Origin of the sequence: Devosia yakushimensis (genome assembly GCF_030159855.1) — a bacterium.
In the GTDB taxonomy this organism is placed as follows: Bacteria; Pseudomonadota; Alphaproteobacteria; order Rhizobiales; family Devosiaceae; genus Devosia; species Devosia yakushimensis.
This window is the reverse complement of sequence record NZ_BSNG01000001.1, coordinates 1,411,333-1,427,756: the sequence shown is the minus strand read 5'-3', so window position 1 is coordinate 1,427,756 and position 16,424 is coordinate 1,411,333. Positions and strand designations below refer to the sequence as shown.

Annotated in this window: 15 protein-coding genes; 10 read left to right on the top strand and 5 right to left on the bottom strand. The window is 63.8% G+C overall.

Annotated features, from left to right (window positions below; translation table 11 throughout):
* Positions 1-3: 3 nt before the first annotated feature.
* Genes QQL79_RS07055 through QQL79_RS07045 form a run of 3 tightly spaced genes read right to left on the bottom strand, consistent with a single transcriptional unit; the run spans position 4 to position 3,718 of the window.
* Positions 4-1,743: an ABC transporter ATP-binding protein gene (locus tag QQL79_RS07055; RefSeq protein WP_284389289.1), complete on the bottom strand. Its 1,740-nt coding sequence runs from the start codon at positions 1,741-1,743 to the stop codon at positions 4-6.
* On the bottom strand, positions 1,740-2,732 hold the full coding sequence (locus QQL79_RS07050) for an ABC transporter permease (protein ID WP_348523174.1): 993 nt from the start codon (positions 2,730-2,732) through the stop codon (positions 1,740-1,742). The genes QQL79_RS07055 and QQL79_RS07050 overlap by 4 nt, the downstream gene beginning before the upstream one ends.
* Positions 2,732-3,718 (bottom strand): ABC transporter permease, encoded by a 987-nt coding sequence (locus tag QQL79_RS07045; RefSeq protein WP_284389288.1) that lies wholly within the window; start codon positions 3,716-3,718, stop codon positions 2,732-2,734. Before QQL79_RS07045 ends, QQL79_RS07050 begins: the two co-directional genes overlap by 1 nt.
* A 348-nt stretch (positions 3,719-4,066) precedes the next feature.
* Between QQL79_RS07045 and QQL79_RS07040 the strand changes: the two genes are divergently transcribed.
* The 5 genes from QQL79_RS07040 to QQL79_RS07020 are packed head-to-tail and all read left to right on the top strand — an operon-like array spanning position 4,067 to position 8,907.
* Positions 4,067-5,107 (top strand): ABC transporter substrate-binding protein, encoded by a 1,041-nt coding sequence (locus QQL79_RS07040; protein WP_284389287.1) that lies wholly within the window; start codon positions 4,067-4,069, stop codon positions 5,105-5,107.
* Positions 5,108-5,119: 12 nt separating this feature from the next.
* A complete protein-coding gene (locus QQL79_RS07035; protein ID WP_284389285.1) occupies positions 5,120-6,346 on the top strand; it encodes an acyl-CoA dehydrogenase family protein in 1,227 nt (408 codons plus the stop codon).
* Between the two features lie 12 nt (positions 6,347-6,358).
* On the top strand, positions 6,359-7,384 hold the full coding sequence (locus QQL79_RS07030; RefSeq protein WP_284389283.1) for an ABC transporter substrate-binding protein: 1,026 nt from the start codon (positions 6,359-6,361) through the stop codon (positions 7,382-7,384).
* Positions 7,381-8,250: an NmrA family NAD(P)-binding protein gene (locus QQL79_RS07025; RefSeq protein WP_284389282.1), complete on the top strand. Its 870-nt coding sequence runs from the start codon at positions 7,381-7,383 to the stop codon at positions 8,248-8,250. The genes QQL79_RS07030 and QQL79_RS07025 overlap by 4 nt, the downstream gene beginning before the upstream one ends.
* Positions 8,251-8,256: 6 nt before the next feature.
* Complete coding sequence (locus QQL79_RS07020) at positions 8,257-8,907, top strand: NAD(P)-dependent oxidoreductase (RefSeq protein WP_284389280.1); 651 nt, start codon at positions 8,257-8,259, stop codon at positions 8,905-8,907.
* Between the two features lie 53 nt (positions 8,908-8,960).
* On the opposite strand, the gene QQL79_RS07015 is transcribed toward QQL79_RS07020, so the two are convergent.
* Together QQL79_RS07015 and gcvA are read right to left on the bottom strand one after the other, a co-directional pair.
* On the bottom strand, positions 8,961-9,509 hold the full coding sequence (locus tag QQL79_RS07015; RefSeq protein ID WP_370461184.1) for a flavin reductase family protein: 549 nt from the start codon (positions 9,507-9,509) through the stop codon (positions 8,961-8,963).
* A 12-nt stretch (positions 9,510-9,521) separates the two neighbouring features.
* Positions 9,522-10,538, bottom strand: coding sequence for a transcriptional regulator GcvA (gene gcvA / locus QQL79_RS07010; RefSeq protein WP_284389278.1), 1,017 nt, complete (start codon positions 10,536-10,538; stop codon positions 9,522-9,524).
* Positions 10,539-10,834: 296 nt separating this feature from the next.
* Between gcvA and QQL79_RS07005 the strand changes: the two genes are divergently transcribed.
* The 5 genes from QQL79_RS07005 (at position 10,835) to QQL79_RS06985 (ending at position 16,329) form a co-directional block, all read left to right on the top strand.
* Entirely contained in the window at positions 10,835-12,187 is a 1,353-nt protein-coding gene (locus QQL79_RS07005) for an LLM class flavin-dependent oxidoreductase (protein WP_284389276.1), read from the top strand.
* An 8-nt stretch (positions 12,188-12,195) separates the two neighbouring features.
* Entirely contained in the window at positions 12,196-12,534 is a 339-nt protein-coding gene (locus QQL79_RS07000; protein WP_284389274.1) for a DUF3088 domain-containing protein, read from the top strand.
* 17 nt (positions 12,535-12,551) lie between these two features.
* Positions 12,552-13,409, top strand: a complete 858-nt coding sequence (locus QQL79_RS06995; RefSeq protein ID WP_284389271.1) for an NADPH-dependent oxidoreductase — start codon at positions 12,552-12,554, stop codon at positions 13,407-13,409.
* Between the two features lie 206 nt (positions 13,410-13,615).
* On the top strand, positions 13,616-15,214 hold the full coding sequence (locus QQL79_RS06990) for an ABC transporter substrate-binding protein (protein WP_284389269.1): 1,599 nt from the start codon (positions 13,616-13,618) through the stop codon (positions 15,212-15,214).
* Between the two features lie 23 nt (positions 15,215-15,237).
* A complete protein-coding gene (locus tag QQL79_RS06985) occupies positions 15,238-16,329 on the top strand; it encodes a rhodanese-like domain-containing protein (protein WP_284389265.1) in 1,092 nt (363 codons plus the stop codon).
* Positions 16,330-16,424 lie beyond the last annotated feature (95 nt).

The following is a 16,424-nucleotide window of genomic DNA, read 5'->3' as shown; positions in this document are numbered from 1 at the left end:
CCCCTAGGTGGCGGCCAACTCAAGTTCTGGGCGGGGCGCAAGCACGCGGCCGCCCTTGTCACTGGCCGCCGCGATCAGCGCGCGGGTATAGTCGGTGCGGGGCGAGCGCCAGATGGTCTTGTGGTCGCTTTCCTCGACGATGCGGGCATCCTTCATCACGATCACCCGGTCCGAAATATACTGCACGACAGCCAGGTCGTGGGAAATAAACAGATAGGACAGCCCCAGACTGGTCTTGAGATCGACCAGCAGGTTCAAAATCTGCGCCTGGATCGAGACATCGAGCGCCGATACCGGCTCATCGCAGATCACCAGCGACGGCCGCAGGATCAGCGCCCGGGCAATACCGATGCGCTGCCGCTGACCGCCGGAAAATTCGTGCGGATAGCGATCGGCTACCGAACTGGGCAGCCGCACATGCTCGAAGGTTTCGAGCAGCCGCTGCCGGCGCTCGGCGGCATTGGCGACGCCATGGACGATAAGCGGCGCCTCAAGGATATCGCGAATGGTCTTGCGCGGATTGAGCGAGCCGAACGGGTCCTGGAAGATCATCTGCAGGTCCCGGCGTACCGGTTGCAACTGCTGCGGCGCGAGCCTGCTGATATCCTGTCCCTGAAAGACGATACTACCCTGCTGGGCATCGACCAGCCGCATGATTGCCTTCGAAAGCGTGGACTTGCCGCTGCCCGATTCCCCGACAATGCCCAGCGTCTCGCCCTTGGCCAGGGTCAATGAAGCCCCGTCCAGCGCCTTGTCGGCCTTCGAGCCGCCCTGATAGGTAACCGAGAGGTCCTTGACCACCAGCAAGGGTTCGCCATCGGTTACCGGTGCCGGCAGCGTCCGCAATTGCGGCGGCTTGACGTCGTAGACATTGCTGCCCTCGGGGCTCCGGCCGACCTTCACTTCGGCCAGCGTGCGGGCCGTGTAATGCACCTCTTCCTCCAGACGGATCGAAGCCTGGGTCAGCCCCTTGGTATAGGGGTGCCGGTCGGGCGCAAAGAGATTGCCGGTGGACAGCTCCTCAAGCTTGTCGCCGTGATACATCACCACCACCCGGTCGCTCCAGCGCGACACGAGGCCTAGATCATGGGTGATCAGCAAGAGGCCCATGGAAAGCTTGCGGCGCAACTCGTCGAGCAGTTCAAGAATCTGCGCCTGAATGGTGGCGTCGAGCGCCGTTGTCGGCTCGTCGGCAATCAGCAGCTTGGGCTTGCAGGCCACGGCCATGGCGATCATGACGCGCTGCCGCTGGCCCCCCGAAAGCTGATGCGGATAATCATCGACCCGTTTTGCCGGATCGGGAATACGCACCAGTTCCAGCAATTCCACGGCCCGCAGGCGCGCCTGACGGCGAGAGAGTTTTTCGTGCAGGCGCAGCACTTCGATGATCTGGTTGCCGATGGTAGCAACCGGATTGAGCGAGGTCATCGGCTCCTGGAAGATCATGGCGATATCGCGCCCGCGCACCGCGCGAATATCCCGCTCGCTCAACCCCAGCAGGTCCTTGCCCTCAAAGCGGATACTGCCATTGGGAATGCGCGCATTGCGCGGCAGCAGCCGCATCAGCGCCAGCGCGCTCAGCGACTTGCCTGAACCGGACTCGCCGACCACGGCCAGCGTTTCGCCCCGCTCGATGCTGAAGCTCAAATGCTTGACCGGGTCGGTCTTGCCGAACCGGATGGTGAGGTCTTCGACCTCAAGCAGCGTGGGTCCCAGGCTGGCCGGGGAAACGACGACATTCATACCCGTTCCTCCGAAAAGCGCGGATTGAGCGCATCATTGAGGCCATCGCCGATCAGGTTCAGGGCCAAAACGGTGAAGACGATGGCAAGGCCCGGCAGCAGGGTCAGATACCAGGCGGTGCGGATGAGTTCGCGGCCATTGCCGATCATCGACCCCCAGCTCACTACATTGGGGTCGCCCAAGCCCATGAAGCTCAGCGCCGATTCCATCAGAATGGCCGTCGCCACCATCACCGAGGCGGTCACGATCAGCGGCGGCAGCGCATTGGGCAATATCTCGCTGAAGATGATGCGGGCGCGCTTGAAGCCCAGACTGCGCGCGGCCATCACGTAGTCCTTGGCGCGAATGGCGCGGAATTCGGCACGGGTCAGCCGGGCCACCATCGGCCAGCTGACGATGGCGATCGCGACGGTAACCGTGGTTGCGGAGGGCTGGGCAATCGCCACCAGCACGACGAGCAGCACGAAATTGGGCAGGGTCTGGAAGATTTCGATGATGCGCACCAGCACGTCATCGACCCAGCCGCCGAAATAGCCCGCCACCGCGCCCACGATGACGCCGACGCCAAGGCCCAGCGCGGTCGCGGTCAGGCCGACAAACAGCGAAATCCGCGAGCCATGCACGATGCCGGCAAGCACGTCGCGGCCCATGGAATCGGTGCCCAGCGGATAGGCCGCATCCTGCCCCGGCCAGATGAACGGCCGCGCCACCATGCCCAGCGGATCGCCCGGAAAGAGCAGCGGGGCCACCAGCGCCATGACCACCATGATCGACAGGAAAGCCAGCCCGAACAGCGCATTGGGATTGCGCAGAAAAATGGCCAGCTCGCGCCGCCCGGCCGGCACCGTCACCGCCGCGGTGAGGGTGGAGCGCGCATCGGGCGCTCTTAGATTATGCCATTCCTGGGAAGCGCCGGTTTCAGGGCGCGGCGCGCCCCCACGCGCACCGGCCAGCGCTGCCGCCGGCGCGTTGAGATCGGTCGTGGACATCAATGCTCTCCAATACGGGGATCGAGCCAGGTCTGCAGCAGGTCGACCGCGGCATTGGCGACAATGACCAGCAGGGAGGACAGCAGCAGAATACCCAGCAGAACAGTGAAATCGCGGCCCATCACCGCCTCGAAGGCGAGGCGCCCGAGGCCGGGCCAGCTATAGACGGTCTCTACCACCACAGCCCCGCCCAGCATGCCGCCGATATGCATACCGGCCATGGTGGTGATCGGGATCAGCGCATTGCGCAGTATGTGCCGGATCGTGACGGCGGCGGGCGACAGGCCCTTGGCATAGGCGGTGCGGACGAAATCCTGGTTGCGCACCTCAAGCATCGCCGCCCGGGTGAGCCGGGCATAGATGGCCACGTAGAACAGCGCCAGCGACGTCGCCGGCAGCACCATATAGCGCGCCTTGTCGACAATCGCGGCCCACCCGGTGAGGCTGGAACCAATGGTCCCTGCCCCTCCGCTCGGCAACCAGCCCAGCGTGACCGAGAACAGCACGATCAGCATCAGCCCGACCCAAAATCCGGGGATGGAATAGAACAGCAGCGAAAAGATCGAAAGCAGCCGATCGGGCAAGCGCCCGGCAAAGGCCGCCATCAGTGAACCCAGCGTTAGCCCGATCAGAATGGCAATGGCCAGCGCCATGGCCATGAGCGTCAGCGTGCCCGGCAGGCGTTGGCCGATCAGCTCCACCACGGGCATGCCGTAACGCGGCGAGAACCCGAGGCTGAAATGGGCGAGATTGTTGAGATAGTCCAGCAATTGGACCAGCACCGGATTGTCGAGGCCGAAGCGCGCGCGCAGCGCTGCCATGGTCTCCTCGGTGGCCGACCCGGCTTCGCCCGCCATTACATCGGCCGCATCGCCCGGCGCCAATTGCAGCAGGAAGAAGTTGAGAATGATGATTCCGAGCACCGTCGGAATGGCTTGCAGGAGGGTCCGGCGCAGCGTCTTGGCAATTCTGGTCAGCGCCAGCATGGGCGAACTCTCCGGGGGCTTGTGGCCGGCAATCAGGGCCGGAGCTGCATGGATTTTTCGGCTTTTTCCGGCGCCTGAAATCGGCCCCGGGATCATGAATTTTATTGTTGACTAACTTTATAGGCTTTGTCAAACGTGTTTTGGCAAATCCATCCTGCATTGAGGCAAATACAGGAACCAGATTTCTAAATGATCGCCAAATAGCGAGTTTGTGACAAGAAATTGCTACAAAAGGCCCAGCGAAGAAAGAACCATCCCTGGCGCAGCGCAATTTGAGAAATCAGCCTCTGGCAGCAGGCCAGTCAGTAAACCAGCCGGTAGCGCCGGTCACAGCATCGAGGGACAAAGATGACGCTCAAGAACGCGATTTCGGAGATCTGGTACACGCGCTGCCCGGTGCCGACCCCGGTTGGCCTTGCCGTGCAATTGGGCCTGCTCGATGAAACCTTCGCCAAGGAGGGCATTGCCCTCAAATCGATCATCGACAGCAAGGACCGCGCCATCCGCACGAGCCACTTCGATCATCACCTGAACTATTCGTTCCGCCATGGCGGCAATGTCCCGCCCATCCGCGCCCGTTCCGAAGGCAATCCGACCCGGCTGGTCGGCATCACCTGGACCGACGAATTTCAGGCCATCATCACCCTGCCCTCCACCGGCATCAAGACCACCAGGGATCTGGTCGGCCGCCGCTTCGGTGTCGCCCGTCGCCCCGAGGGCATTGTCGATTTCATGCATGCCACCGCGCTCAAGGGCCTGGTCTCGGCGCTATCGCTGGAAGGCCTGAGCCACAAGGACGTGGAGATCGTCGACATCCATCTCACAGACTCGGTGCTCGATGGCCGCGAAGGCCCCCAGCTTTATGGCTTGCGCAACCGCCAGGCCTATGGCGCCGAAATCGCAGCGCTGCTGCGCGGCGAGGTGGACGCCATCTATGTCAAAGGCACGCCGGGCATCAGCGTAGCCAATCTGTTCGCCACCCACACGGTCGCCGAATTCGGCTTCCACCCCGATCCCAAAATCCGCATCAATTCCGGCTCGCCCCGCGTGCTGACCGTGGATGAGCGCCTTGCCGAAGATCGCCCCGATCTGGTCACCAAGCTCATCGAAACCCTGCAACGCGCCAGCGCCTGGGCAATATCGCACCCCGAAGACGTCCGCCGCTTCGTGGCCCGCGAAGTTGGCGCCTCCGAGGAAGTCGTGGCCGCCGCCAATGGCCCGGACCTGCACCATCATCTGGGCATCGGCCTCGAACCCGAACTGGTCGACGCCATCGGCCATTACAAGGATTTCCTCCACGAATGGGGCTTCCTCAAAACCAATTTCGACATCAACGCCTGGGTTGACCGCCGTCCCTATGACGCGCTCGACACCCGTGCCGTCGCCTGACCGGAGCCCGCCATGAGTACCGATTTCGCCCCCGCGATCGAGCAGGCCATCCGACTGGGCCAGCGCTTCGCCTTGACGGCACGCCATTATGACGAAACCGGCGATTTCCCCTTCGCCAATTTCGACGCGCTCTACGAGGCCGGTCTGCTCGGCCTCGTAACGGCAACCGAACATGGCGGGCTCGGCGGCGGCCTCACCGAGGCGCTGGCCGTGATCTCGGCCGTGGCCCGCGGCGAGCCATCCACCGCGCTTGTGCTGGCCATGCATTATAACCAACACTATTCCCTGCGCATTTCGGGCAAATGGCCTGCCCATCTGGTCGAACGGGTGACCAAGGCCAATCGCGAAGGCGTGGCCCTGCTCAATGCCGCCCAGGTCGAGCCCCGCGTTGGCTCGCCCTCGCATGGCTCGCTGCCCGAGACCGTTGCCCGCAAGGTCGGCAATCAATGGCGCATCAGCGGCCACAAGACCTACGCCACCGGCATTCCGCTGCTCAAATGGGTCTCCGTTCTCGCCGTCACTGACGAGCCCGAACCGCGCCTCGGCTCTTTCCTCGTCCCCACCGACAGCGACGGCATTCGCGTCGAAAAGACGTGGAACGCCACCGGCATGCGCGCCACCAATAGCGACGATCTGATCCTCGACGACGTGGCCATCCCGCTCGAAGACGTTGTTGACATCGCCCCGGCCAATGAAGGCCTCAAGCGCGACGAGCGCCAGGGCGCCTGGTATTTTTCACTGGTCCCCGCCATCTATGACGGCGCCGCCCAGGGCGCGCGCGACTGGCTCATCGAATTCACCACCACCCGCGCCCCGGCAAGCCTGGGCGCCCCGCTCTCTACCGTCCCCCGCATTCAGGACGGCCTGGGCCAGATCGAAGTCTGGCTCACCACCAATCGCCGCCTGCTGCGTTCCATTGCGGAGGATTTCGACTCCGGCCGCCCCTTCGGCCCCGATGCCGCAGCGGTCAAACACGTCGTCATCGAAAACGCCATCGCCGCCACCACACTGGCGCTGGACCTGGGCGGCAATCCCGGCATCAGCCGGGACAACCCGCTCGAGCGCCACCATCGCGATGCCCTCTCGGGCAAGGCCCATGCGCCACAGAACAATCTGGTCCGCACCATCCTCGCCAAAGCCGCCCTCGGCCGCCACGCCGCCGCCGGCAATGCCCCCGTCGAGCCGGTCCCGGTGCGGCCCCGGCAGATTCCCCGCCTCGCCGTTGTCGGCAATAGCTGATCGGAGCCCGTCATGACCCAGTCTGTTTGGTATACCCGCTGCCCCGCGCCAACCCCGCTGTCCATCGCCTACCAGCTCGGCTGGGTCGAGCAGCAATTCACCCAAGCCAATGTCGGCGTCCGCTCGATCCGCGACAGCAAAGACCCGGCCGTGCGCGAGAGCCATTTCACCCACGCGCTGGATTTCTCCTTCCGCCAGGGCGGCAATATTCCCCCGATCTGGGCGCGCTCCGGCGGCCGGCAAACCCGCGTCGTCGGCATCACCACCACCGACGAATTCCAGGCCATCATCGCCCTGCCCGGCTCCGGCATAGCCAAAGGCAGCGACCTCAAGGGCCGTCGCATTGGCGTGCCCCGCAAGCCCGGCGAGCGCATCGATTTCCAGCGCGCCACCGCCCTCAAAGGCATCGTCTCCGCCCTCACGCTTGAGGGCCTGACCCATGCCGATGTCGACCTCGTCTTTCTAGACAGCAGCGAAGCCAGCCTTGCCGAAACCGGCAATGCCGCCTTTCTCGGGCTCAAGCGCCGTTATCCCTATGGCGAAGAACTGCTCGCTCTGGCGCGCGGCAGCATCGACGCCTTCTTCGTCAAAGGCGCCGAAGGCCTCGTCCTCGCCAACCAGATCGGGGCAATCGTCGTCTCCGAATTCGGCTTCCACCCCGATCCGCGCATCCGCGTCAACAACGGAACGCCGCGCCCGCTCACGGTCGACGCGACCTTCCTCGAACAGCGCCCCGACCTGGTCGCCGATCTCGTCGCCACAATCAGCCGCGTCGCCGCCTGGGCCGAAGCCAATCCGCATGACGCGGTGCGCCTCATCGCCAATGAAATCGGCGTCGGGGAAGACGCCGTCTGGGCCGCCAATGGCCCCGACATCCATCGCCACCTCGCCCTCACGCTCGAACCCGAGCAGACCCTGGCCTTCACCCATTTCAAGCAATTCCTGCTCGAATGGGACTTCATCCCGGCCGATTTCGACGTGCCGGGCTGGATCGACACCGGCCCCCTGGAGGCGGCGCAACGCCGCGACGCCGCATGAGCGCTCCCATCCTGGTCACCGGCGCCACCGGCCGGCTTGGACAATTGGTAACGGCACGGCTACTCGAACACGATCAGCGCGTCCGCGTCTTCACGCGCCGGCCTGAAACCGCCCGCGCCCTTTTCGGCAATCGCGTCGAGATTGCGGCCGGTGATTTTGCCGATCGCGATAGCCTGCACGCCGCCCTTGCTGGCACCCGGAAACTCTTCCTCCTCTCCCCGATCAGCGAGCGGCTGGCCGAGGAACAGATTGCCGCCGCCGGCGCCGCCGTCATCGAGGGCGCCTCCCGCATCGTCAAGATTTCCGGCTCCGACTGGACCATCGATCCCTCCGGGGTCTCCATCTCCGGCGATGCCCACGCCGCCGTCGAATGGCATCTGCGCGGCCTCAACGTCGAGCATGCCTGCCTGCGCCCCAATGCCTGGATGCAGGTGTCGCTGCTCAATTCCATCCGCCAGGCGGCCAATGGTCAGCCATTGGAGGCGCGCTACGGCGCGGCGCAAGTCTCCTATATCGACGCCCGCGATATCGCCGATGTCGCGGTACAACAATTGCTGGCACGTGAAGTGGCGGAAAAGCCGATCATCCTGACCGGCTCGGAAAGCCTCTCCATCCGGCATGTTGCGGGCCTGCTGGCGCGCGTGCTGCACCGTCCGGTTGGCGTCGCCGAACCCTCGGGCCGCCTGGCCCCGCTGCTGGGCGGCAGCTTCGAGCATCGCGCCGTCGCCCAATTTGCCACGCTCATCGCCTCCGGCCGGGCGGCAGCGGTTACCCGCGCCGTGCCCACGCTTCTGGGCCGCGCACCGCGCAGTGTAGCCAGTTTCATCACCGAATATTTCGCCGCCGACGCGGCCCTTGCGGGATAAGCGCTCATGTCCATCGTCATCTTCGGCGCCTCAGGCAATATTGGCAGCAATCTCCGCAAGGAGGCGCTGTCGCGCGGCCATCGCGTTACCGCCGTGACCCGCTCGACCCAGCTTGAACCGACGCCCAACCTCACCACCCTTTCGGCCGACATATCCAATGCCGACGATGTCGCCAGGATCGTCGCCGGCCACGACGCGGTGATCTCGGCCTATAGCCCGGGCCTGCGCAACTATTCGGCCGAAGACGCCGCCGAACTGATCCGCAAGGCGCATGAGGCGCTGTTTGCCGGGGTCAAGCGCGCCAATGTCAAACGCCTGATCCTCGTCGGCGGCGTGGGAAGCCTCGAGGCCAGCCCTGGCGTCGATGTGGTGGACAGCGATTTCTATCCGGCCGATCACAAGGCCCATACGCTGCGCAACCGCGAAATCCTGCGCAGCCTCAAGCGGGGCGAGCATGACCTCGACTGGACCTATGTCTCCCCGCCGCTCACCATCAAGCCCGGCGCGCGGACCGGCCGCTTCCGCCTGGGCAATGATCAATTGCTGCGCGACGCGGAAGGCGACAGCCGCATCTCGGAAGCCGATTTCGCCATCGCCGTCCTGGACGAGCTGGACCAGGGCCAATTCATCCGCAAGCGCTTCACCGCCGCCTATTGAGCAAACAAAACCCCCGCTTTCGCGGGGGTTTTTGCTCATCAATCTGCACGCCGCTAAACCTCCAGCGGCGCCGTAATGTGCCGATAGGCGCCATGCCAATACAATAGCGGCTGCGCCTCGCCGCGAACGGTAATCGCCCGCACCCGCCCGATAAGGATCGAATGGGAATGCCGGTCGATCGCCTCGTCCAACTCGCAATCCAGCACGGTCAACGCATCGGAAAGCGCCGAAGTGCCGGTCACCAGTTCGGTCCATTCAGCCCCCAGATAGCGCTCGACGCCCTTGATGCCGCCCCGCCCGGCGAACCGGTCGGCAACATGGCGCTGATCATGCGCCAGCACATTGACGGCAAAACTGCCATGGCGCTGCAGCACCGGCCAGGATGACGAACTGCGATTGAGGCTGACCAGAATGGACGGCGGCTCGATTGACAGCGATGACACCGACGTCGCGGTAAAGCCCGTGCGATCCTCGCCACGCCCCACCGTTATGACGCTGACCGCGCCCGCCAGGTGCCGCATCGAATCCTTGAACTGGCCGACATCGACTTCCAGCTCTTGTTCCTGGGACGGAGCGAAATGGGCAAGATCCAATAGGGACATCGAAAATCCTCTCTATTCTGCGGCGACAGCGATGGCATTGGGCGCCGCGAATTGCGACGGGCGGAGATTGAGTGTGGCGGTGCGGGTGGCGGCGGCCTCGGCTAGCAGCCAATCGCGGAACAATTCGACGCGCCCCAGCTTGGTCTTGTGCGGGGTGGTGGCGAAGAAGTAGGAAAATTCGACGGCCTGCGGTTCGCCAAACGGCGCCACCAGCCGCCCGCTTTCCAGATCGGCCGCAATCAGGCGCAATTTGCCGAGCCCTACACCCTGCCCGGCAATGGCGGCATCGATGACCAGCGAAGACTGGTTGAACCGTGTGCCTGGTTCGCCCACCCGCAGATTGACTCCATTGCTCCGCAGCCAGGCCGGCCAATCAGGGCAGGATGCATCGCGCTCGGGCCCGTCCTCATGCAGCAGCGGAACTCCCAGCAGAGCCTCGGGCCCGCGCCAAAGGCCATGGGCCTCGGCCAGCTCGGGGCTGCAGACGGGAATGACCGCCTCCGAAAACAAGCGGTCGATGGTCAATCCGGGATAGGCCCCAAGCCCATAACGGATGACGCAATCGGTTTCATCCCGCCCCGGATCGGCCAGTTTGGCCGAGGAATCGACGAGAACCTCCAGATCCGGCGCATACACCCGCAATGCCGCCAGCCGCGGCACCAGCCACTTGCTGGCAAAGGACGGCGCCACCGACACCCTGATGGGCGCGGCATCGCTATTGGCATTGAGCCGCGCCATGGTGTCGAGCACGCGATCGAAAGCATCGGTAAGACCGGGCATCAGCGTCAGCCCGGTTTCGGTCAGCTCCAGCTGCCCGCGATTGCGCAGGAACAAGGCCTGCCCCAGATAGTCTTCAAGCAGACGAATCTGCTGCCCGATCGCGGCCGAGGTCACATGCAGCTCGTCGGCGGCGCGGGTAAAGCTCAGATGCCGCGCCGTCGCCACGAAGGCGCGCAGCGAGGTCAATGGCGGTAGCCGCGCCAGCGTTGGCGCTATGGATCGGGCACGTGGGCGCGTTTGCGTTGTCATGAGCAAATAGCACCACGATTGCCCATTCCTGGACGAGAGCACGCTTTGCGAATGCGACGGGCGAGTGACAAATTTCCACGCCGGCACCATGGCTTCCGTAGAATTCAATCCTAAAAACTCAGAATGTCTATCAATCTAGTAGATTTACGTTCCCAGCGAGCGCTGTTCTAACCGGCCCGATTGGCCGCAACAATTTCTACCGGGGGCGCAAATTAGTCATTTCTGGACTGTTGGGCGGCCTGCGGCGACCTTTACGGCGGCCTTTCAATTCACGGCCTTCCGCTGGAGGATGTCAGATGACCAAGCGTAGCGACCAGATCAAGCTCGGCGCTTTCCTGCTCTTTACTGGCCACCATGTTGCGGCCTGGCGGCACAAGGACGCTTCGATAGGCGTGCATTTCGAAAATTATATCGAACTGGCCAGGCTAGCCGAAGCCGCCAAATTCGACACCATCTTCTTTGCCGATGGCGTCGGCGTGCGCCTCAAGGATATCGACGCGGCCAGCCGCAAGGCGCATTCGGGCGTCTACCCCTTCGAGCCCATCACCCTGCTCTCGGCGCTTTCCGCGGTCACCAAGAATATCGGCCTGATCGCCACCGCCTCCACCAGCTATTCCGATCCATTCAATCTGGCCCGCCAATTCTCCTCGCTCGATCATCTGAGCGGCGGCCGCGCCGGCTGGAACCTCGTGACTTCGTCCGACCCGGATGCGGCATTCAATTTCGGCCATGAAGCCCACATTCTTCATGCCGATCGCTATGACCGCGCCGAGGAATTCGCCGATGTCGTGCTGGGCCTGTGGGACAGCTGGGAGGACGACGCCTTTCCGCGCGACCGTGAGGCCGGCGTCTATTTCGACAAGAACAAGCTCCATATCCTTGATCACAAGGGCAAGCACTTCAAGGTGCGCGGGCCCCTCAATACTCCGCGCACACCGCAGGGCCATCCGGTGGTCGTGCAGGCCGGCGCCTCCGAGCCCGGCAAGGAACTGGCCGCCCGCACGGCCGAAGCCATCTTTGCCGCCCAGATCACGCTGGACGAAGCGGTAGGCTTTTATGCCGATGTGAAGGGCCGGATGGCCAAATATGGCCGCGATCCCGACGAGCTCAAGATCATGCCCGGCATCTTCCCCGTGGTCGCGCCGAGCCAGGCCGAAGCCGAGGATAAATTCGCCCAGTTGCAAGACCTGATCCAGCCTATTGTCGGCCTCAACATGCTGGCGGGCCTCTCGGGCGGCATCGATCTCAGCCAATATGACATCGATGGCCCGCTGCCCGACGTGCCCGAAACCAATGCCGGAAAAAGCCGCCAATCGCTGCTGCTCGATCTGGCACGGCGCGAAAACCTCACCATCCGCCAGCTCTACCTGCGCATTGCCGGGGCCCGTGGGCACTGGCAGGTGGTGGGCACTCCCAGCCATATTGCCGACCAGCTCGAGGAACGCTTCGAGGCGCGCGGCGCTGACGGCTTCAACATCATGGCGCCCATCATGCCGGGCGGCCTCAAGGACTTCATCGATCTCGTCGTGCCCGAACTGCGTCGTCGCGGCCTGTTCCGCACCGAATATGAGGGCACGACGCTACGCGAAAATCTGGGCCTCAAGCGCCCTGCCAACCGCTTTGCCAATCCGGCGAAGGCCGCCGAATAGGGACCATCATGGCCAAGGACAAACTCTTTCTCATCACCCCCGGCTTCACCGATCCCAAACGGGATGACGGGCCATTTATCTGTCCATTCTGCAACCAGGTGGAAGGCTTGCTCGCCAGCTTCCCGGAACTGGCAAAAAAGGTCGATGTCGAACGCGTCGACTTTGTGCGTCCGCGCGGCAAGGTGATCGACATTCTGGGAGAAGAAAACCAGGGCCTGCCCGTACTGATCCTGGGCGATGATCCGCCCATTGATGCCAAAAGCGCCAATGGCTACCATTTCATCGGCGACACCAGGCGCATACTCGAATTGCTGGCCGAACGGCACGGCTTCCCCAAACTCCATTGACCATCAGGAAAACCGCAATGCCGCAAACCGCCAAGGCCCCCGCCATCGGCACCGAAGCCGAGCTTCTGGCCGACCTGCTGCGCCGGCGCTACCGGCAGGACCCGCCGGTAACCGACGCTCCCTGGAATACGGCCATCGACGCCATTCTCGACCATCGCACCGCCCGCGCCTATTTGCCCGATGCGCTTCCCGAGAGCACGCTGGAACTACTGGCGGCTGCCGCGCAATCGGCGCCGACCTCCTCCAATCTCCAGGCCTGGAGCGTCGTCGCCGTGGCCGATTCGGCCCGCAAGGCCCGGCTCGCCCAATTGGCCGGCCCAAACAAGCAGATCGAGGAAGCACCGCTTTTCCTTGTCTGGATCGCCGATCTCGCCCGGGCCCGCGCCATCGCCAAACAACACGACGCCCCCGGCGATGGCCTCGACTATCTTGAGAGCTTTCTCCTTGCCGCACTCGACGCTGCCTTGGCCGCACAAAACGCGGTCGTGGCCGCCGACTCGCTGGGCCTGGGCACCTGTTATATCGGCGCCATCCGCAACCAGCCCGAGGCCGTCGCTGCCGAGCTGGGTCTGCCGCCCGAAGCCGTGGCCGTCTTCGGCCTCACGGTCGGCTATCCCGATCCTTCCCGCGCCTCCGACGTCAAGCCGCGTCTGCCGCAGAGTTCGGTGCTGCATCGCGAACAATATGGCCGCGCCGTCCAATCGGACGATCTGGCCGCCTATAACACCGCGCTGCGCCAATTCCAGGCCGAACAAGGCATGCCGCAAATCGACTGGACCGAGCTGATCAGCCGCCGCATCGGCACCACGCCCGCCCTCAAGGGCCGCGAGCAGCTCACCACCGTTCTGCACCGGCTGGGCTTCAAGCTGCTATAGGCAGAGCCCCAAATCCGCCCCCCCTTTGAATGGAGGAAGGGACTTCAAAAAAGCGGCCGCCTGCGCAAGCACGGCGGCCGTTTTGCAATTTCGGCGCAACAACCATATCGCCGAAAGCCCCGCTTGCCGCCTCAGGCAGAAAATCATTCTTCCGATTTGGCCGAGACCGCCCGATGCTCGCTCCACACCGACAGGAGCCAAGCGTCATGTCTCTCAATCGCCGTGCCTTCAATCAGCTCTTGCTGCTGGCCAGCGCCAGTGTCGCCATCCCGGCCAATGTTTTCGCCCAGGATGCGACGCCCGTTTCCGGCGGCACGCTCACCTGGCTCTATACGGTCGATCCCGGCACGGCGCTCTTTGCCATCAACACCTCCTCGGGCACCGGCCAGGCCATCGGCCCCAAGATCGTCGAGGGCCTGCTGACCTTCGACTACGATCTCAATCCCCTGCCGCTGCTGGCCACCGAATGGTCGGTGAGCGACGATCACCTGCAATACACCTTCAAGCTGCGCCAGGGCGTCAAATGGCATGACGGGGTGGATTTCACCTCCGCCGACGTCGCCTTCTCCATCCTGCGCCTCAAGGAAGCCCATCCCCGCGGCCGCATCACCTATCAGAATGTGGTGGAGGTGCAGACGCCCGATCCGCTCACAGCGATCATCGTCCTGTCCAAGCCGGCCCCCTTCCTGCTCGCGGCACAATCGTCAGCCGAATCCCCCATCGTCCCCAAGCACATCTTCGAAAGCCTGCCGCCCGCCGATGGCCAGAGTCTGGCTACCGCCATCGGGACCGGTCCCTTCAAGCTGACCGAATGGGTCCCGGGCAGCCACCTGATCTTCGATCGCAACCCCGATTATTGGGACACCGGCAAACCCTATCTCGACCGCCTGATCCTGCGCATCATCACCGATCCATCGGCCCGCGCCGCAGCGCTCGAAACCGGCGAGGCCGATATCGGCGCCAATCCGGTTCCGCTCGGCGACATCGCGCGCCTCCAGCAAAATCCCAATCTGGTGGTCGATACCAAAACCTACGCCTATGCCGGCCCCCAGCAGCAGCTGTTCTTCAATTACGACACCGAAATCCTCACCCAAAAGCCGGTGCGCCTCGCGATCGCTCAGGCCATCAACGCCCAGGAAATCGTCGATGTCGCGCTTTATGGCTATGGCCAGGTGTCGCCCAGCCCGGTCAGCGTCGCCCTGCCCAAATGGTACGATCCGACAGTCGTCGCCCACCCTTACGACCCGCCGGCCGCCGAAAAACTGCTTGACGAGGCCGGCCATCCGCGCGGCGCAGACGGCACCCGTTTCCGGCTCTGGCTGGCCTATAACGCCTTTCTGACCCCAGCCTATGCCGATGTGGTCAAGAACCAGCTCGAAAAGGTCGGCATCGGCATCGAGATCATCAAGTTCGACCTGCCGACCTTCCTCAAGACCATCTATACCGACCGCGCGTTCGATCTGGTCATCGAATCCCTCTCCAATACCTTCGATCCCTCGCTGGGCATTCAGCGCGCCTATTGGAGCCAGAACTTCAAGATCGGCCTGCCCTTCTCCAATGCCTCCCACTACGCCAACCCGGAAGCCGACGCCCTGCTCGAAGCAGCCGCTGTCGAACCGGACGAAGCCAGGCGCCGCGAAATCTGGAGCCAGTTCCAGCATCTGATCCACGACGATGTGGCCTCGGTCGATCTCGTCGCCGCCGGCAGCCAGATCATCGCCAACAAGCGCGTCAAAAACTTCGTCACCGGCGCCCAGGGCATCAGCTGGAGCTTTGGCGACACCTGGATCGATCCCAACGCCTGACCTTTCATCAGAGGAGAACTAATATGACCGATCGCACGATCAGCAAGCAGACCCTTATCGACTGGCTCGGCGATGGCGCCGAACTCGCCGTGATCGACATTCGCCCCGCCGCCGATGTCGGCTATGCCTCGCCCCTTTTTGCCACCAACCTGCCCGCTGACCGGCTCGACGCTGAAATCGACCGCTTCATCCCGCGCCGCGTGGTCCGCACCGTGCTGATCGATGACGGCAAGGGCGCAGCCCAAGCCGCCGTCACCCGTCTCACCGCCGCCGGCTGGAGCAATATCGTGGCGCTTGAAGGCGGCATTCCCGCCTGGATCGAAGGCGGTCTCGATCACTTGCCAACCTTCGATATTCCCGGCGTCCCCTTCGTCACCAAGGTCCGCGACGAAAAGGGTACCCCGGTCGTCAGCGCCACCGAACTGCAGGCCCTGCGCGACAAGGGCGAAGACGTGATCGTGCTCGATAGCCGCACAATCCCCGAATACACCAAGGAACACGTCCCTGGCGCCGTCAGCGTTCCCGGTGCCGAACTGGTCCTGCGCTTCAAGGATCTGGTCCCCTCGGCCAATACCAAGGTGCTGGTCTCCTGCGCCGGCCTGCCCCGCGCCATTCTCGGTGCCCAGACGCTGATCGATGCTGGCGTGCCCAATTTCGTCGCCTATCTCGATGACGGCACCAAGGGCTGGACCAATGCGGGCCTGACGCTCGAAACCGGCAAAACCGCCGCCTATGGCGAGGCCAGCGACGCGGCCAGGCAATTCGCCGCCGAACATATCGAAACTCTCTCCAAGGATGATGGTCTGCTCTATATCGACCAGGCCAATGCCGACGCCTGGGTGAGCGACAAGAGCCGCACCACCTATTTCCTCGATGTCCGCACCCCCGAAGAATTCGCCGCCGGCCATCTGCCGCGCTCGATTTCGTCCGAAGGCGGCCAATTGCTCGGTGTCGCCTATCGCACCATCGCCGTGCGCGGCTCTCGCGTCATCCTGGTCGATGACCTGCTCGGCGTTCGCGCCAAAACCGTCGCGCATTGGCTCAAGCGCCGCGGCTACGAGATCGCCATCCTGCTGCACGATTTCGAACAAGCCAAACTCGGCGCCGTCGCCTGAACCCAGCGGGAAGAATTGCTTTGCCCAACGCAAAGCAATTCTTCCTCGCGCATCGGCCGCATCCAAGCGGCCGGCTTTTCGTTGCGTCCCTCCCG